The organism is Kitasatospora sp. NPDC127067 (assembly GCF_042724755.1).
GTDB classification, from domain to species: Bacteria; Actinomycetota; Actinomycetes; order Streptomycetales; family Streptomycetaceae; genus Kitasatospora; species Kitasatospora lactacystinica.
In genome coordinates, this window is sequence record NZ_JBHXEM010000175.1 from 1 (window position 1) to 15,865 (window position 15,865).

The 15,865-nt window shown below is 72.8% G+C and carries 16 protein-coding genes; 12 read left to right on the forward strand and 4 right to left on the reverse strand.

Annotation, left to right across the window (positions count from 1 at the left end):
* Positions 1 to 46 precede the first annotated feature (46 nt).
* From ACFWJ4_RS37885 to ACFWJ4_RS37895, 3 genes are all read right to left on the reverse strand, one after another.
* Positions 47 to 961 carry a lytic polysaccharide monooxygenase gene (locus ACFWJ4_RS37885; protein WP_380552975.1) on the reverse strand — a complete coding sequence of 305 codons (915 nt, stop codon included), beginning with the start codon at positions 959 to 961 and terminating at the stop codon, positions 47 to 49.
* 244 nt (positions 962 to 1,205) lie between these two features.
* Entirely contained in the window at positions 1,206 to 1,622 is a 417-nt protein-coding gene (locus tag ACFWJ4_RS37890) for a hypothetical protein (RefSeq protein ID WP_380552978.1), read from the reverse strand.
* A gap of 62 nt (positions 1,623 to 1,684) precedes the next feature.
* Positions 1,685 to 2,908, reverse strand: coding sequence for an amino acid deaminase/aldolase (locus ACFWJ4_RS37895; protein ID WP_380552981.1), 1,224 nt, complete (start codon positions 2,906 to 2,908; stop codon positions 1,685 to 1,687).
* Between the two features lie 102 nt (positions 2,909 to 3,010).
* Here ACFWJ4_RS37895 and ACFWJ4_RS37900 point away from each other — a divergent pair, with 102 nt between their 5' ends.
* Positions 3,011 to 3,784 (forward strand): SseB family protein, encoded by a 774-nt coding sequence (locus ACFWJ4_RS37900; RefSeq protein ID WP_380552984.1) that lies wholly within the window; start codon positions 3,011 to 3,013, stop codon positions 3,782 to 3,784.
* 46 nt (positions 3,785 to 3,830) lie between these two features.
* Here ACFWJ4_RS37900 and ACFWJ4_RS37905 read toward each other — a convergent pair whose 3' ends face one another.
* Positions 3,831 to 4,247 (reverse strand): DUF1844 domain-containing protein, encoded by a 417-nt coding sequence (locus ACFWJ4_RS37905; RefSeq protein WP_380352725.1) that lies wholly within the window; start codon positions 4,245 to 4,247, stop codon positions 3,831 to 3,833.
* Between the two features lie 475 nt (positions 4,248 to 4,722).
* Here ACFWJ4_RS37905 and infC point away from each other — a divergent pair, with 475 nt between their 5' ends.
* The 11 genes from infC (at position 4,723) to ACFWJ4_RS37960 (ending at position 15,795) form a co-directional block, all read left to right on the forward strand.
* Positions 4,723 to 5,490 carry a translation initiation factor IF-3 gene (gene infC, locus ACFWJ4_RS37910; protein WP_380553000.1) on the forward strand — a complete coding sequence of 256 codons (768 nt, stop codon included), beginning with the start codon at positions 4,723 to 4,725 and terminating at the stop codon, positions 5,488 to 5,490.
* A 142-nt stretch (positions 5,491 to 5,632) separates the two neighbouring features.
* Positions 5,633 to 5,827, forward strand: coding sequence for a 50S ribosomal protein L35 (rpmI, locus tag ACFWJ4_RS37915; protein WP_030055648.1), 195 nt, complete (start codon positions 5,633 to 5,635; stop codon positions 5,825 to 5,827).
* A gap of 109 nt (positions 5,828 to 5,936) precedes the next feature.
* A complete protein-coding gene (gene rplT, locus ACFWJ4_RS37920) occupies positions 5,937 to 6,332 on the forward strand; it encodes a 50S ribosomal protein L20 (protein WP_030055649.1) in 396 nt (131 codons plus the stop codon).
* A gap of 98 nt (positions 6,333 to 6,430) precedes the next feature.
* The gene (locus ACFWJ4_RS37925; protein ID WP_380552987.1) at positions 6,431 to 7,297 is read left to right on the forward strand and encodes a TrmH family RNA methyltransferase; all 867 of its coding nucleotides are present in this window, start codon (positions 6,431 to 6,433) and stop codon (positions 7,295 to 7,297) included.
* 115 nt (positions 7,298 to 7,412) lie between these two features.
* Positions 7,413 to 8,516, forward strand: a complete 1,104-nt coding sequence (locus ACFWJ4_RS37930; protein ID WP_359905924.1) for an ATP-binding protein — start codon at positions 7,413 to 7,415, stop codon at positions 8,514 to 8,516.
* A 237-nt stretch (positions 8,517 to 8,753) separates the two neighbouring features.
* Entirely contained in the window at positions 8,754 to 9,875 is a 1,122-nt protein-coding gene (gene pheS / locus ACFWJ4_RS37935; RefSeq protein WP_188299334.1) for a phenylalanine--tRNA ligase subunit alpha, read from the forward strand.
* Positions 9,875 to 12,376, forward strand: a complete 2,502-nt coding sequence (pheT, locus tag ACFWJ4_RS37940; RefSeq protein WP_380552990.1) for a phenylalanine--tRNA ligase subunit beta — start codon at positions 9,875 to 9,877, stop codon at positions 12,374 to 12,376. The genes pheS and pheT overlap by 1 nt, the downstream gene beginning before the upstream one ends.
* Before the next feature lie 126 nt (positions 12,377 to 12,502).
* Positions 12,503 to 12,943: a GntR family transcriptional regulator gene (locus ACFWJ4_RS37945; RefSeq protein WP_380552993.1), complete on the forward strand. Its 441-nt coding sequence runs from the start codon at positions 12,503 to 12,505 to the stop codon at positions 12,941 to 12,943.
* A complete protein-coding gene (locus ACFWJ4_RS37950) occupies positions 12,943 to 13,869 on the forward strand; it encodes an ATP-binding cassette domain-containing protein (protein WP_380552996.1) in 927 nt (308 codons plus the stop codon). The genes ACFWJ4_RS37945 and ACFWJ4_RS37950 overlap by 1 nt, the downstream gene beginning before the upstream one ends.
* Positions 13,866 to 14,831: a hypothetical protein gene (locus tag ACFWJ4_RS37955; protein WP_380552998.1), complete on the forward strand. Its 966-nt coding sequence runs from the start codon at positions 13,866 to 13,868 to the stop codon at positions 14,829 to 14,831. The genes ACFWJ4_RS37950 and ACFWJ4_RS37955 overlap by 4 nt, the downstream gene beginning before the upstream one ends.
* A 121-nt stretch (positions 14,832 to 14,952) precedes the next feature.
* Positions 14,953 to 15,795 (forward strand): chitosanase, encoded by an 843-nt coding sequence (locus ACFWJ4_RS37960; RefSeq protein WP_359905939.1) that lies wholly within the window; start codon positions 14,953 to 14,955, stop codon positions 15,793 to 15,795.
* Positions 15,796 to 15,865 lie beyond the last annotated feature (70 nt).

Consider the following 15,865-nt stretch of genomic DNA (forward strand, 5'->3'; position numbering starts at 1 on the left):
AGCCGGGCCGGACGGGGGTGTGCCGGCCCGGCTCCCGTGCCCGGCGTCAGGAGTCGCGTCGAACAGCCTCGACGCGACGGCGCCGGAGCACCATGCCGGCCCAGCCGACACCGATCGCGGCAGCGCCCGCGAGCAGCAGCGGACCGGTGGCCGAGGTGCCGCCCACGGCCGCGGAGGCGGTCGGGATCACCTGGCCGGCCGGGGAGTTCGGGTCCCCGCCGTGGCCGTGGTGGGCGACCGTGGACTTGGACGCGTCGGCCGCGATCTGGGCGTCGCTGGGAGCGGCCGGGGCCTGGGCGGCGAGCGCCGACACGGCCGTGGTGGAGGCGCCGAAGTCGACGTCGGAGCAGGAGTAGAAGGCCTCCGGGCTGTCGCTGCGCTGCCACACCGTGTAGAGGACCTGGCGGCCGGTGCGCTGCGGCAGGGTGCCGGAGTAGGTGTAGAACCCGTTGACCGCGTTGCGGTCGACCTGCACCTTGGCCACCGGGGCCGGGTCGAGGTCCGACCACTTCAGCGGCTTGGTCGGGTCGTAGCCCGCCTTGGTGATGTAGACGGTCTGGGTGCCGACGTGCGGCGCGGTGGTGCGGAACTGGAAGGTGAAGGATCCGGCCTTCACCGCGGTGGCCGGCCAGTCGGTGCGCGGCCAGTCCAGCGCCGCGTACTTGTCGCGGTTGGCCGAGCAGAGCTTGCCGTCCGGGATCAGCGCCTGGTGGTTGCCGTTGGCGTTGGCGATGTTGACCTCGTTCCAGTCGTACAGCGGCTGGGTGCCGCTCGCGGCGACGAGGTCCTTGCAGACCTGGGACACCGGGTGCTCGGGGCCCTCGGCGTAGCAGGCGGCGACCCGGCTGACGGGGTTGGTCATCGTGCCGTGGGCGCTGGCGGTGCCGGCGGTGGCACCGGCCACCGCGAGGAGCGCGGCGCCGATCACGCCGACGGACAGGGCATTGCGCTTGATGGACATGGGGTGGGGACTCCTTGACCGTCGTTCCGGGCACGTGTGGGGGAGAAGCGGGCACGCCTGCCCGTTCGGGGGCCGCCGGCCCGGCGCACGGCCCCCGGCCAGAGCGTAGGATTGGTCTGGACCAGATGGCAATAGCCGCGCGTACTGTGCTTGTTGACGGACTGTAGGCCCCCGAGCAGCGCAAAGGCCCGACGGACGGCCGTGGTTAGCCGTTCCATCGGGCCCCGTTAAGGCTCCGGAAAGGTCAGCGCCGCATGTCGTGGATGATGCCGGCCTGGATCACGAGGTCGCTGTTGACGGTCGAGTTCCCGTCGATGGTGTTGATGATGTACGTCCCGCCCACCTTGTTGAACCGCCCGGGGGCGAACTCCGCGAGGATCTCGAAGAGTTCCTCGGCCGCCTGCGGCTCCGTCCGGAACAGTGTGCGCAGCCGGTTGCGCAGGGCCGCGGCCTGGTCGGCCAGGACCTCCTGGTCGCCGTCGGCCTCCAGCACCTCGGCGCGGATCACCTCCAGCTCGGCGCTCGCCTCCTCGTCCCGCTCGCCGCGCCCGAACAGCCGGGCGATCCGTGAACCGGCCTGATTCCAGGCGGCCGTGGCCATCAGACCGGCCACGGAGGCCGCTCCGGACCTCACCATCTCCTGCACGAGCTCGGCATCCATGCGACCCCTCCCGGTTCCAGCTTCAGTGTCGGCACCACGGTAGGGCAAAGCCGGACGAAGTGTCAGAGGAACGTCCTGCCCTCGCCCCGGTACGTCGGCACGGTCCGTACGATCCGGTCGTCCTCGATCAGGTGCAGCTCGGCGAAGCGTTCGCACAGCTCACCCGCCTTGGCGTGCCGGAACCAGACCCGGTCGCCGATCAGCAGGTCGTCCGCCGCGGAGCCGAGCAGCGGGGTCTGCACCTCCCCGGCGCCCTCCATCGGGTCGTAGCGCAGCCCGGCCGGCAGGTACGGCACCGGCGAGCGGTCCGGGCCGGCCGCGCCGGAGGCCGGGTAGCCGCCGCCGAGGACGGTCACCACGCCGAGGCCGGGGCGGCGCACCACCGGCTGGCCGAAGAGCGCGGCCGGGCGGCCCCGGAACGTGCGGTAGTTGTCGAACAGCTGCGGCTGGTACAGCCCGGAGCCGGCCGCGACCTCGGTGACGGCGCGTTCGGCCACGGTGGACTCCACGCTGCCGGTGCCGCCGCCGTTGACGAACTCCAGGTCGGCGACCTGTCGCAGTCGCCGGACCGTCGCCGCGCGCCGCTCGGTCAGCTCGGCCCGGGCCTTGGCCTGCATCAGGCGGATCAGCCCGGAGCGCACCGGCCGGCCGGGCACCCGGTCGCCCACCCCGGCGACGTGCCCCTCGTACGCCATCAGGCCGACCACCCGGAAGCCCCGGCGGCGCTGGACGAGCTCGGCGAAGGCGCCGAGGTCCTCGGGGGTGCGCAGCGGCGAGCGCCGGGCGCCCACCCGGACCCGGCCGCCGAGCAGGTGCAGCGAGGTGTCCAGCTCCAGGCAGACCCGCACCTCGGCGTCGCCGCCGCGGGCCCGGTCGATCAGGTCCAGTTGGGCCGGGTCGTCCAGCACCACGGTGATCTCGCGGGCGGCCCCGGGGTCGGCGGTGAGTTCGGCGAAGCCGGCCCGGTCGGCGGAGGGGTAGGCGAGCAGGATGTCGCGGACGCCGGTGCGGGCCAGCCAGAGCGACTCGTCCAGGGTGAAGCTCATCACCCCGAGGAAGCCGTCCACGGCCAGCGCCCGCTCCAGCAGCGCCCGGCAGCGGATCGACTTGCTGGCCAGCCGGATCGGCTTGCCGCCCGCCCGGCGGACCAGGTCGGCGGCGTTCGCGTCGAACGCGGCGAGGTCCACGACGGCCACCGGCCCGTCCAGGTGGGCGGTGGCGCGGTCGTACCGGAGGCGGTCGGAGACCGGGGCGGGCGCGGTCGCGGGTGCGTCGAGGATCACCATGGGCGCAGGGTGCCACACCGCGCTACCGGTGGGTAGGCCCCGCGTACGGGGAACGTGCACGGAAATGGGGCCGCTCGCGCGCGGTGGCATAGGGTCGGGCGGGTGGACCGCAAAGACTTCTCCAACCCGGCGTTCGTCGGCAAGAGCATCCCGAACCCCGGCTTCTCCGACGACGACGGCACCGCCGACCCGGCGCTCACCGAGGCCCTCGCGCGCTGGTCGCGGGACGGCGCGGCCGAGTCGGAGGTGCTGGCGGCGCTGACCCCCACCCGGCTGATGGTCCCGATCGTCGCGATCCTCGGCGAGGTCGAGGTGGACGCGCACGGGCACCGGCACGAGAAGACCAGCGACATGGCCGTCCCGGTGCTGGAGGCCCCGGACGGGCGCCGCGCGCTGCCGGCCTTCACGTCGCTGGAGGCGCTGGCCCGCTGGCGCGCCGACGCCCGTCCGGCGCCGACGGCGGCCCCGCAGGCCGCGATGGTCGCCTTCTCGGAGCGGGCCGACACGCTGCTGATCGACCCGGCCGGGCCGGTGCCGTTCCAGCTGAGCGGCGCCCGGCTGCGGGCGCTGGCGGAGAACCGGCCGTTCCTGCCGCCGGCCCTGGACCCGGAGGTGCGCGAGGCGGTCCGCGGGCTGCTGGCGGCGGAGCCGCAGGTGGTCACCGGGCTGCTGGCGGGCTCGGAGGGCTCCGACGGGGTGCTCGCGGTGGTGTTCGACCCGGCGCTGGACCAGGCGGGCCTGCAGGCGGCCGCGCAGCGGGTGGGGCGGGCGGTGGCCGCGGACCCGCTGCTGCGGGTGCGGCTGGACCGGGGGCTGGACCTCGCGGTGCTGCCGGCGAGCGCGGAGCTGCCGGGGGAGCCGCTCTACAGGCGTTGACGGAGCGGGAGGTCGGGCACGCGCGTGCCTGACCTCCCGCGAGCGGTCAGGAGTAGACCGGCCCGGTGAACTTCTCGCCCGGGCCCGCGCCCGGGGCGTCCGGGACGATCGAGGCCTCGCGGAAGGCGAGCTGGAGCGAGCGCAGCCCGTCGCGCAGCGGCGCGGCGTGGAAGTTGCTGATCTCCGGGGCGCCGGCGGTGACCAGCCCGGCCAGTGCGGTGATCAGCTTGCGGGCCTCGTCCAGGTCCTTGTCCTTGTCGCCGCCCTCGGCGAGACCGCACTTGACGGCGGCGGCGCTCATCAGGTGCACCGCGACGGTGGTGATCACCTCGACGGCCGGGACCTCGGCGATGTCGCGGGTGAGGTCGTCGAAGCCGATCGCGTCGTCGTCCGCGCCGGGGTTCTGGGTGGGCTCGCTGCTCAAGGTGGGCTCGTTCCATCGTGTCGGTCTGTCCGTACCCATGGAGCGTACAAGGGCCCCTTCGGTACCAGGACGCGGCCGTATCCGCGCCGGGGGGCGGCCGTTCCCCGCGCCGGGAGGCGGCCGCGCGGAGGGGCGGAATAGCGTTCGCCCCCCCGACGCTGTAAGCTTCGAGACTGACCGGCCGGGATCCCGTATGGGCACTCGGCCAGCAAGTGGAGGCTCCACTGAGGAGGCCCGAGAGGGCAACCGCGAAAGTCTCCCACCTGGTCGGCCTCAGGGTCGACGGGTCCCGGTCCGCGACGGGCGCCACTGGCGCCGAGTCGCCGCAGCGCCCCTCACCGGGCGTCGCCCCCGGTTGTGTGGAGCCCCGCTTGTACCGAGCGGGGCTTTTTTCGTGTGGCGGTGTACGTACCGGACAGCGCAGCACGAATGAAGCCCCGCCCAGTGGTCGAGTCCACTACGTGCGACCGCCGTCCGACGGCCGCATCGCAGAAGGTGCAACCGAGGAGGCCCCATCAGCACCGAGCCCCGCATCAACGACCGGATTCGCGTCCCCGAGGTGCGACTCGTCGGTCCCAGCGGCGAGCAGGTCGGCATCGTGCCGCTTGCCAAGGCGCTGGAGCTCGCGCAGGAGTACGACCTCGACCTGGTCGAGGTCGCGGCGACCGCCCGGCCGCCGGTGTGCAAGCTCATGGACTACGGCAAGTTCAAGTACGAGTCGGCCATGAAGGCCCGTGAGGCGCGCAAGAACCAGGCGCACACGGTCATCAAGGAGATGAAGCTCCGGCCGAAGATCGACCCGCACGACTATGACACCAAGAAGGGTCACGTCGTCCGGTTCCTCAAGCAGGGCGACAAGGTCAAGATCACGATCATGTTCCGCGGTCGTGAGCAGTCCCGCCCCGAGCTGGGCTTCCGTCTGCTTCAGCGGCTCGCCGACGACGTCCAGGACCTGGGCTTCGTGGAGTCCTCGCCCAAGCAGGACGGCCGTAACATGATCATGGTCCTTGGCCCGCACAAGAAGAAGACCGAGGCGATGGCCGAGGCCCGCGCCCTCGCGGACGCCCGCAAGGCCGAGCGTCAGGGCCGCACCGCCGGCTCCGACGCCGCTGCGGAGACCGAGGACGATGACGTCGTGACCGAGGTCGAGGACGTCGAGGTCGAGGACGTCGCGACCGAGGACGAGGACGTCGCGACCGAGGCGCAGGACGCCCCGGCCGAGGCGCCGGCCGTCGAGGCCGACGCTCCGGTCGAGCAGCCGGCCGCCTCCCAGGGCGCCTGAGCCCTCACCGGCCAGGAGGCCCGGGAGACCGGCCCCCAGGGTGACGGGGCGGCCCGCCCGGTCACCGCAGATCCATCCAGTTCACGCCCGCGCGGCGCACGTCGCGCGGGCGCGGACGGGACTGACGAGGAGATACGGCGAAATGCCGAAGCAGAAGACGCACAGTGGCGCCAGCAAGCGCTTCAAGATCAGTGGCTCTGGCAAGGTGCTGCGCGAGCGCGCCGGCCGCCGCCACCTCCTGGAGCACAAGCCCTCGACGCTGACCCGCAAGCTGGCCGGGACCGTCGAGCTGGCCCCCGCTGACGCCAAGAAGATCAAGAAGCTTCTCGGCAAGTGATCGCCCTCCCGCCCGGCGCGAGCCGCGAGCGGGGCAGCTGATCCTTCCCGACCCATTCGAATGACGGACCACGTGAAGTAGTCCGTGGTCCAACCCAAGGAGTAATCAAGTGGCACGCGTCAAGCGGGCAGTCAACGCCCACAAGAAGCGCCGGGTCATCCTGGAGCGCGCCAGCGGCTACCGTGGCCAGCGTTCGCGCCTGTACCGCAAGGCCAAGGAGCAGGTCACCCACTCGCTGGTCTACAACTTCAACGACCGCAAGAAGCGCAAGGGCGACTTCCGTCAGCTGTGGATCCAGCGCATCAACGCTGCGGCCCGTGCCAACGGCATCACCTACAACCGCTTCGTGCAGGGCCTGAAGGCCGCCAGCGTCGAGATCGACCGCAAGATGCTGGCCGACCTGGCCGTCAACGACCCGGGTGCGTTCGCCTCCCTGGTCGAGGTCGCCCAGAAGGCGCTGCCGGCCGACGTGAACGCCCCGAAGGCCGCCGCCGACGCCGCCTGATCTTCCGAGATCGGTTGAGCTCTGACCGGACCCGCAGGCTCGCCTGCGGGTCCGGTCCTGCTTTTCCCCCTCCTTCAGCGCCTCCGGAGAACGAGACCATGCCGAGCACCGACACCCCCCTGCTGACCTCCCTGCGCTCGCCGCGCGTCGTGGCCGCCCGCCGGCTGGCCAAGCGCAACCAGCGCACCAAGGAGCGCCGCTTCCTGGCCGAGGGCCCGCAGGCCGTCCGGGAGGCCATCGCCTTCGGCAGGCTGCCGGGCAGCGGCGAGCACGCCGTGGTCGAGGTCTACGCGACCCCGGAGGCCGCCGAGCGGCACGCCGGCATCGTCGATGCCGCCCTGGTCGAGGGACTGCCGGTGCTGACCGCCACCGACGAGGTGATCGCGGAGATCTGCGACACGGTGACGCCGCAGGGCATCGTGGCGCTCTGCCGCTTCGTCGACACCCCGTTCGCCGAGGTGCTCAAGGCCCGTCCGAAGCTGGTCGCGATCCTCGCCCACGTGCGCGACCCCGGGAACGCCGGCACGGTGCTGCGCACCGCCGACGCGGCCGGGGCGGACGCCGTGGTGCTCACCGACGCCTCGGTGGACCTCTACAACCCGAAGGCCGTCCGGGCCTCCGTGGGCAGCCTGTTCCACCTGCCGGTGGCGGTCGGGGTGCCGGTCGAGGAGGCCGTCGGCAGGCTGCGCGAGGCCGGCGTCCGGGTGCTCGCCGCGGATGGCGCGGGGGAGCGCGACCTGGACCGGGAGCTCGACGAGGGCACCCTGGGGGCGCCCGGCGCATGGGTGTTCGGCAACGAGGCCTGGGGGCTTCCGGAGGAGACCCGCGCGCTCACCGACGAGGTCGTGCGCGTCCCGATCCACGGCCACGCCGAGAGCCTCAACCTGGCCACCGCGGCGGCGGTCTGCCTGTACGCCTCCGCGCGCGCCCAGCGCTCGCCCGGCGGCTGCCGCTCGAACGCCTGACGCACCCGGGGGCGCGTCAGGATCCACGCGGCAAGCCCTACTGCACGGGCCGGGGAGGCGCTAGGGTCTGCCTCGGTGGGGGGAACGGCACGGTGGGTAATCGGGGAGGCAACCCATGGTCGGCAGCGGACCCGAGCTCGACCCGGACGACCTGCCGGACGGCTTGGTGGTCGCCGACGCGCTGGGCCGGGTGGTCTGCTTCAACCGGGCCGCGGCCCGGCTCACCGGCGTGCTCCCGCAGGCCGCGCTCGGCAGCGGACTGGAGGACGTCCTCCCGCTGGAGGACCTGGACGGCCGCCGCTGGTGGCCGCTGACCGACCCGTACGGCGGTCTGGCCACCCGCACCCGCCAGCCGGAGCGCAACCTGCTGCTGCCCGGGGGGCGCGAGGTGCTGGTCTCCGCCCGGTACGTGCGCAGCGCGCCGGGCGGGCCGCTGGAGCGCCTGGTGATCGCCCTGCGCGGCACCGAGGCCCGGCGCCGCACCGAGCGCAGCCACGCCGAGCTGATCGCCACCGTGGCGCACGAGCTGCGCTCCCCGCTGACCAGCGTCAAGGGCTTCACGGCGACGCTGCTGGCCAAGTGGGAGCGGTTCACCGACGGGCAGAAGCGGCTGATGCTGGAGACCGTGGACGCGGACGCCGACCGGGTCACCCGGCTGATCGCCGAGCTGCTGGACATCTCCCGGATCGACTCCGGCCGGCTGGAGCTGCGCAAGCAGGTGGTCGACCTGGCCGCGGCGGTGCGCCGGCACGTCGAGCGCAAGGTCGCCACCGGCATCCCCGAGGACCGTTTCGACATCCGGATCGGCGAACCGCTGACCGTCCTGTGGGCCGACCCGGACAAGGTCGACCAGGTGCTGGCCAACCTGCTGGAAAACGCGGTGCGGCACGGCGAGGGAACTGTCACCATCGAGGTGGCACCGGCCAAGGAGGTCGTCGAGGCGCCCGTCTGGGAGCGCAGCGGCACCCCGCCCCGCATCGTGGAAGGCACAGCGGTCACCGTGAGCGACGAAGGCAGCGGCATCCCCGAGGAGTCGATGCCCCGCGTCTTCACCCGCTTCTGGCGCGGCTCCAAGCGCGGCGGCACGGGCCTGGGCCTCTACATCGTCAAGGGCATCGTGGAGGCCCACGGCGGCTCGATCCGCGTCGACCGCGCGCCCGGCGGCGGCGCCCGGTTCCGATTTATCCTGCCCGCCGGGGTGCCCGACTTCATGCTCTGAAGGAGCATGAACGACAAGCACGGCATGCTCTGAAGGAGCATGAACGACAAGCACGGCATGCTCTGAAGGAGCATGCACGGCAAGCGCACCGCGTGCTCGGAGTTCCCGAGCAGGTCGGGCGTCGTCTCCCCGGACGGGCTTCGCGGCAGCGGTGATACCCGCTGCGACTACACTCGACCTTTGGCGTTGGCCCAAAGACCTTGAGCACGGACGAGCAGGAGCACGGGAAAGATAGAGATGTCGGCACCCAACAAGTCGTACGACCCGGTCGAGGTCGAGGCCCTCAAGCCCGAGGTGGTGGAGCAGGCGCGGGACGAGGCGATCGCCGCGTTCGCCGCCGCCGGCTCCCTGGACGAACTGAAGCAGGCCAAGGTCGCCCACACCGGCGACCGCTCCGCGCTCTCGCTCGCCAATCGCGAGATCGGCGCTCTGCCCCCGCACGCGAAGGCGGCGGCCGGAAAGCTGATCGGCCAGGCCCGCGGGGCGGTCAACCAGGCCCTCGCCAAGCGGCAGGCCGAGCTGGAGGCGGAGCGCGACGCCCGCGTGCTGGTCGAGGAGGCGGTGGACGTCACGCTGCCGTACGACCGCGCCCCGCGCGGCGCCCGGCACCCGCTGACCACCATGGCCGAGCGCATCGAGGACACCTTCGTCGCGATGGGCTACCAGGTCGCGGAGGGCCCCGAGGTCGAGGCCGAGTGGCTCAACTTCGACGCCCTCAACCTGGGCCCGGACCACCCGGCCCGCTCGATGCAGGACACCTTCTTCGTCCAGGCCCCGGACGGCTCCGCCGACTCCGGCGTGGTGCTGCGCACCCAGACCTCCCCGGTCCAGGCCCGCACCATGCTCGACCGCGAGCCCCCCGTCTACGTGGTCTGCCCGGGCCGGGTCTACCGGACCGACGAGCTGGACGCCACCCACACCCCGGTCTTCCGGCAGGTCGAGGGCCTCGCGGTGGACGAGGGCATCACCTTCGCCGACCTCAAGGGCACCATCGAGGTCCTGGTCGAGAAGCTGATCGGTGGTGGCCTGGAGCTGCGCTGGCGCCCGTCCTACTTCCCGTTCACCGAGCCGAGCGCGGAGATCGACCTCCAGTGCTTCGTGTGCCGCGGTGCGAGCGTCGGCAACCCGGACCGGCCGTGCCGGACCTGTTCCTCCGAGGGCTGGATCGAGCTCGGCGGCTGCGGCGTGGTCAACCCGCGGGTGCTGGTCGCCTGCGGCGTCGACCCCAACCGCTACAGCGGCTTCGCCTTCGGCCTGGGCCTGGAGCGGATCCTGATGAATCGTCACAACGTCGCCGACATGCGCGACATGGTCGAGGGTGACGTCCGCTTCACCCTCCCGTTCGGGATGGAGATCTGATGCGCGTCCCGCTTTCCTGGCTGCGCGAGTACGTCGACCTGCCGGCCGGCGAGACCGGCCGTGACGTCGCGGAGCGCCTGGTCCGGGCCGGCCTGGAGGTCGAGACCGTCGAGCAGATCGGCACGGACCTCAAGGGTCCGCTGGTGGTCGGCGAGGTGCTCTCCATCGAGGAGCTGTCCGGCTTCAAGAAGCCGATCCGGCACTGCTTCGTGAACGTCGGCGACGCCAACGGCACCGGCGAGCCGCAGGAGATCGTCTGCGGCGCGACCAACTTCGCCGTCGGCGACAAGGTCGTGGTCGTGCTCCCGGGCGCCGTGCTGCCCGGCCCGTTCCCGATCGCGGCCCGCAAGACCTACGGCCACACCTCGGCCGGCATGATCTGCTCCGCCCGCGAGCTGGGCATGGGCGACGACCACGACGGCATCATCGTGCTCCCCCCGGAGTTCGAGCCCGGCACCGACGCCATCGAGCTGCTCCAGCTCGTCGACGAGGTGCTCGACATCGCCGTCACCCCGGACCGCGGCTACTGCCTGTCCATGCGCGGCGTGGCCCGTGAGGCCGCCGCCGCGTACGGGCTGCCGCTGGCCGACCCGGCGCTGCTCGACGTGCCGCCGGCGAACTCCTTCGGCTACCTGGTGAAGGTCAACGACCAGGCCGGCTGCGACCGCTTCGTGGCCCGTACGGTCGTCGGCGTCGACCCGAACGCCAAGTCCCCGATCTGGCTGCAGCGCCGGCTCCAGAAGTCGGGCATCCGCCCGATCTCGCTGACCGTCGACATCACCAACTACGTGATGCTGGAGGTCGGCCAGCCGCTGCACGCCTACGACAAGCAGCGCGTGTCGGGCCCGATCACGGTCCGCCGGGCGGAGCAGGGCGAGAGCCTCACCACTCTCGACGGGGTCGAGCGCAAGCTCTCCGCCGAGGACCTGCTGATCTGCGACAACAGCGGCCCGATCGGCCTGGCCGGTGTGATGGGCGGCGCTTCCACCGAGATCCTCGACCCGGCCGCGGGGCCGGGCACCACCGAGGTGATCATCGAGGCGGCGCACTTCGACGCGGTCGCCATCGCCCGCAGTGCCAAGCGGCACAAGCTGCCCTCCGAGGCGTCCAAGCGCTTCGAGCGCGGCGTCGACCCGGAGGCCGCCCGCGCCGCCGCGCAGCGCGCCGTCGACCTGCTGGTCCTGATCGCCGGCGGCACCGCCGAGGCCGGGGTCACCGACATCGCGGCCCCGCACCCGGTTCGCACCATCACCATCGCCGCCGACCTGCCCGACCGGGTGGCCGGCACCGGGTACGGCCGCGAGACCGTCACCCGGCGCCTGCAGGAGATCGGCTGCTCGGTCTCCGGCGCCGACGTCCTGGAGGTCACCCCGCCGACCTGGCGCCCGGACCTCACCGACCCGTACGACCTCGCGGAGGAGGTCATCCGGCTGGAGGGCTACGACAACGTCCCCGCCCGGATGCCCGACGTTCCCCCGGGCAAGGGCCTGACCGAGGCCCAGCGGGTGCACCGCCGGATCGGCGTCGCGCTGGCCGGGGCCGGCTACGTCGAGGTCAACAACTACCCGTTCCTCGGCGAGACCGCCTTCGAGGCGCTCGGCCTGGAGGCGGACGACCGGCGCCGCCGCACGGTGAAGCTGGTCAACCCGCTGAACGACGAGGAGCCGGCGCTGCGCACCACGCTGCTGCCGGGCCTGCTCGGCGCGCTGCGCCGCAACGTCGGCCGGGGCAACACCGACCTGGCGATCTTCGAGACCGGCACCGTCTTCCTGCCCAAGGACGAGCTGAGCGTGGCCCCGCGTCCGGCGGTCGACCACCGGCCCAGCGACGAGGAGCTGGCCGCGCTGGACGCCGCGCTGCCGGACCAGCCGCGCCGGATCGCCGTCGCCCTCGCGGGCGAGCGGCTGCCGTCGGGCTGGTGGGGCAAGGGTGCCCAGGCCTTCTGGGCGGACGCCGTCGAGGCGGCCCGCACGGTGGCCCGGGCGGCCGGCATCGAGCTGACCGTCCGGCAGGGCCAGCTGGCCCCGTGGCACCCGGGCCGTTGCGCCGAGCTGCTGGTGGCCGGCACCGACCGGGTGGTCGGCCACGCCGGTGAGCTGCACCCGCGGGTGGTCAAGGCGCTCGGGCTGCCGGCCCGCACCGCCGCGATGGAGATCGACATCGACCTGCTCACCGCCGACGGCGCCGAGCGGGTCGGCGGTCCGACCGTCTCCGGTTTCCCGGTGGCGACCCAGGACGTCGCGCTGATCGTCGACACCGCTGTCCCGGCCGCCGAGGTCGAGGCCGCGCTGCGCTCCGGCGCGGGCGAACTGCTGGAGGCCATCCGGCTGTTCGACGTGTTCACCGGTGAGCAGGTCGGCGAGGGCAAGAAGTCGCTGGCGTACGCGCTGCGCTTCCGCGCGACCGACCGCACCCTGACCGCCGACGAGGCGACCGCCGCCCGCGAGGCGGCCGTCGCCGAGGCCGTCGCCCGCACCGGCGCGGTGCTGCGCGGCGTCTGACGCGGCCGCAGTACCCAGGAGGGCCCCGCCCCGGACCACGAGTCCGGGGCGGGGCCCTTTCCGTTTCCTCGGGTTGACACTGCCCCGGGTTGACGGTGCGTCGGTCCATCGTTTATCTCTTTACCTATGGAAGTAGATAAAGACGATGCCGACCAGCCCTCCCCGATCGAGTTCCGCCTGGACCCGGCCTCCGGCGTCCCGACCTACCTGCAGCTCGTGCAGCAGGTCGAACGGGCGCTGCGGATGGGCTGGTTGACCGAGGGGGACCGGCTGCCCCGGGTGCGTGAGGTGGTGGCCGGGCTGGCGATCAACCCGAACACCGTGCTCAAGGCGTACCGCGAACTGGAGCACCGCGGCCTCGCGGCCGGCCGCCGGGGCCAGGGCACCTTCGTGCGGGGCCTGCCCGCCGGGGTGGTGCCGCTGCGCGAGCGGGCCGCGCTGCGCCGCGGGCTGCTGGACTGGATGCGCTCGGCGCGGACCGCCGGGCTGGACGAGGAGGGGATGGCCGCGGTGTTCGAGGACGCGCTGCGCGACCTGCGCGAGGACCGGGACGGGGTGGTGGCCTGATGGCCGTGGACACGGTGATCGACTGCGCCGGGCTCGGCAAGCGCTACCGGCGCTCCTGGGCGCTGCGGGACTGCCGGCTCGCCGTCCCCGCCGGGCACGTGGTGGCCCTGGTCGGCCCCAACGGCGCCGGCAAGACCACGCTGCTCAGCCTGGCCGCCGGACTGACCCTGCCGAGCGAGGGCGCGCTGACCGTCCTCGGCGACCAACTGCCCGGCTCCCCGCGCGCCTTGGACCGGATCGGCTTCGTCGCCCAGAACGCCGCGCTCTACCCCGGCGTGCCCGTGCGCGACCTGCTGGCGATGGGCCGTCACCTCAACCGCCGCTGGGACGACGCCCGGGCCCGTACCCACCTGGACGGCCTGGGCATCCCGCTGGACCGCAAGTACGGCCGCCTCTCCGGCGGTCAGCAGGCCCAGGTCTCGCTCGCGCTGGCACTCGCCAAGCGCCCCGAACTCCTGCTGCTGGACGAGCCCCTGGCCGCTCTCGACCCGCTCGCGCGGCACGACTTCATGGCCGTGCTGCTGACCGCGGTGGCCGAGGACGGGATGTCGGTGGTGTTCTCCTCGCACGCCGTCAACGAACTGGAGCAGAGCTGCGACTACCTGGTGGTGCTCGGCGCCGGCCGGGTCCAGGTCGCGGGGGAGGTGGACGACCTGCTGGCCGGCCACCGGATGCTCACCGGCCCGACCGCCGAGGCCGACCGGGTGGCCGGACAGCTGCCGGTGGTCCGCGACCGCCGGGCCGGCACCCAGTCCCACCTGCTGGTCCGTACCGGCGGCGTGGACGCCCCGGTCTCCGGCTCCTGGCACCAACAGCGCGTCGGGCTGACGGAGTTGGTGCTCGCCTATCTGCGCGAGCCGGCCGCCTCCGCCCTCCCCGGCCCGCGCGGGGCCGTCCACCCGACCGAGAAGGTGCTGCTGCCGTGAGCTCCCTGTCCCTCGCCCCGCCCCGCTCCGCCGTCCTGCGGGCGGCCGGGTTGCGGCACCGGCCCGCGCTGCTGACCCTGCTGACGGTGATGGCCGCGATCTCCCTCGGGCTGCTGGTCCACGGCTGGTACCTGCACGACGGCCTGGCCCGCACCGGCGCGGCCTCCTGCGACCCGGCCACCGACGCCTGCATGGCCATGTACAAGCAGTTCCTGCGCGAGTACGGCGACGGCCTGCTGGCGCTCGACTCCGTGTTCTACGTCCTCGGCGGGGCCTTCGGGGCCTTCCTCGGGGGCCCGCTGCTGGCACGGGAGTTCGAGCACGGCACGGTGCGTTTCGCCTGGACCCAGGGCGCCGGGCGGACCCGCTGGACGGTGGGCGGCCTGGTCATGGGCGGCGCGGTGCTGGCCGTCGTGGCGGCGCTGTTCGGACTGCTGCTGCGCTGGTGGAGCGGGCCGCTGACGCTCCGGGTCGGGGGGTTCAGCCCGGAGGTCTTCGTGCAGACTCCGCCGGTGCTGGTCGGACGGGTGCTGGTGGCCTTCGGGGCCGCGGTGCTGGCCGGTGCGGTGCTCCGCCGTACGGTGGTCGCGGTGGGGGCCGGCCTGCTGGCCTCGGTCGCGCTGCCGTTCCTCGCCCACTCCGTGCGCGCGCACTACCTGCCTCCGCTGGAGGACGCGGTGCACTCCATGAAGCCCATGGCGCTGGACGACCGCTGGGTGCTGAACGTCTGGTTCTCCGACCCGGCCGGGAAGCGGATCTCGACGGGCGCCTTCTACGACATCGGCGGGGACTTCGCCCACCTCCAGGAGCTGGTGCGCGACGGCGGCTACACCGCGCACGAGGTGTACCAGCCGGCGAGCAGGTTCTGGCCGTTCCAGTTCATCGAGTTCGGCTGGACGCTCCTGCTCGCGGTGGCGTTGTGCGCGGCGGCGGTCTGGTGGGTGCGGCGCCGGGCGTTCTGAGCCCCGGCCGCCAAGATCTCTTGAAGAGGTTCCGTCAAAACCCTTGCGGGAGTACGGCGTCAGGGCTTTTCCTTTTTCTCGTTAGGAAAGTTTCCTAACCCACGAGGAATCGGAGCGTCCCATGCGCCCTCAGCCCCGTCGTGCCCTCCGCATCGCCCTCGCCGCCGCCCTGGTGGCCGCGCCGCTGACCGTCGCGGCCACCTCGGCGGCCCAGGCCGCCCCGTCGCCGGCCGCCGCCGTCCAGTTCAAGGGGGTCGGGCTGGACGACCCGCACAAGAAGGACATCGCCATGCAGCTGGTGTCCAGCGCGGAGAACTCGTCGCTGGACTGGAAGGCCCAGTACAAGTACATCGAGGACATCAAGGACGGCCGCGGCTACACCGCCGGCATCATCGGCTTCTGCTCCGGCACCGGTGACATGCTGGACCTGGTCCAGCACTACACCGACCTCAAGCCCGGCAACATCCTGGCCAAGTACCTGCCGGCCCTGAAGAAGGTCAACGGCAGCGAGTCGCACGCCGGCCTCGGCTCCGCCTTCGAGAAGGACTGGGCCACCGCCGCCAAGGACACCGTCTTCCAGCAGGCCCAGAACGACGAGCGCGACCGGGTGTACTTCAACCCCGCCGTCAACCAGGCGAAGAGCGACGGCCTGCGCGCGCTCGGCCAGTTCGCCTACTACGACGCCATCGTCATGCACGGCCCGGGCAACAGCTCGGACAGCTTCGGCGGCATCCGCGCCGCCGCCATGAAGAAGGCCAGGACGCCCGCCCAGGGCGGCGACGAGGCCACCTACCTCAAGGCCTTCCTGGACGCCCGCAAGGTGGTCATGAAGAAGGAGGAGGCGCACTCGGACACCAGCCGGGTCGACACCGAGCAGCTGGTCTTCCTCAACGCCAAGAACTTCGACCTCAACCCGCCGCTGAAGTGGAAGGTCTACGGCGACAGCTACGCCATCAACAGCTGACGCCCGGGCCGACGCCGTGGCGGGAGCCCGTTTCCCCGGGTTTCCGCCACCTCGGCGTTTCGAGCACCCC

Bases quoted from the DNA above. Each gene is read 5' to 3' on its own strand.
- ACFWJ4_RS37960 (WP_359905939.1), top strand. From the start codon at position 14,953: ATGCGCCCTCAGCCCCGTCGTGCCCTCCGCATCGCCCTCGCCGCCGCC.
- rpmI (WP_030055648.1), top strand. From the start codon at position 5,633: ATGCCGAAGCAGAAGACGCACAGTGGCGCCAGCAAGCGCTTCAAGATC.
- ACFWJ4_RS37895 (WP_380552981.1), bottom strand. From the start codon at position 2,908: ATGGTGATCCTCGACGCACCCGCGACCGCGCCCGCCCCGGTCTCCGAC.
- ACFWJ4_RS37925 (WP_380552987.1), top strand. From the start codon at position 6,431: ATGCCGAGCACCGACACCCCCCTGCTGACCTCCCTGCGCTCGCCGCGC.
- ACFWJ4_RS37890 (WP_380552978.1), bottom strand. From the start codon at position 1,622: ATGGATGCCGAGCTCGTGCAGGAGATGGTGAGGTCCGGAGCGGCCTCC.
- pheS (WP_188299334.1), top strand. From the start codon at position 8,754: ATGTCGGCACCCAACAAGTCGTACGACCCGGTCGAGGTCGAGGCCCTC.
- pheT (WP_380552990.1), top strand. From the start codon at position 9,875: ATGCGCGTCCCGCTTTCCTGGCTGCGCGAGTACGTCGACCTGCCGGCC.
- ACFWJ4_RS37945 (WP_380552993.1), top strand. From the start codon at position 12,503: ATGGAAGTAGATAAAGACGATGCCGACCAGCCCTCCCCGATCGAGTTC.
- ACFWJ4_RS37905 (WP_380352725.1), bottom strand. From the start codon at position 4,247: ATGGGTACGGACAGACCGACACGATGGAACGAGCCCACCTTGAGCAGC.
- ACFWJ4_RS37930 (WP_359905924.1), top strand. From the start codon at position 7,413: ATGGTCGGCAGCGGACCCGAGCTCGACCCGGACGACCTGCCGGACGGC.
- ACFWJ4_RS37885 (WP_380552975.1), bottom strand. From the start codon at position 961: ATGTCCATCAAGCGCAATGCCCTGTCCGTCGGCGTGATCGGCGCCGCG.
- ACFWJ4_RS37950 (WP_380552996.1), top strand. From the start codon at position 12,943: ATGGCCGTGGACACGGTGATCGACTGCGCCGGGCTCGGCAAGCGCTAC.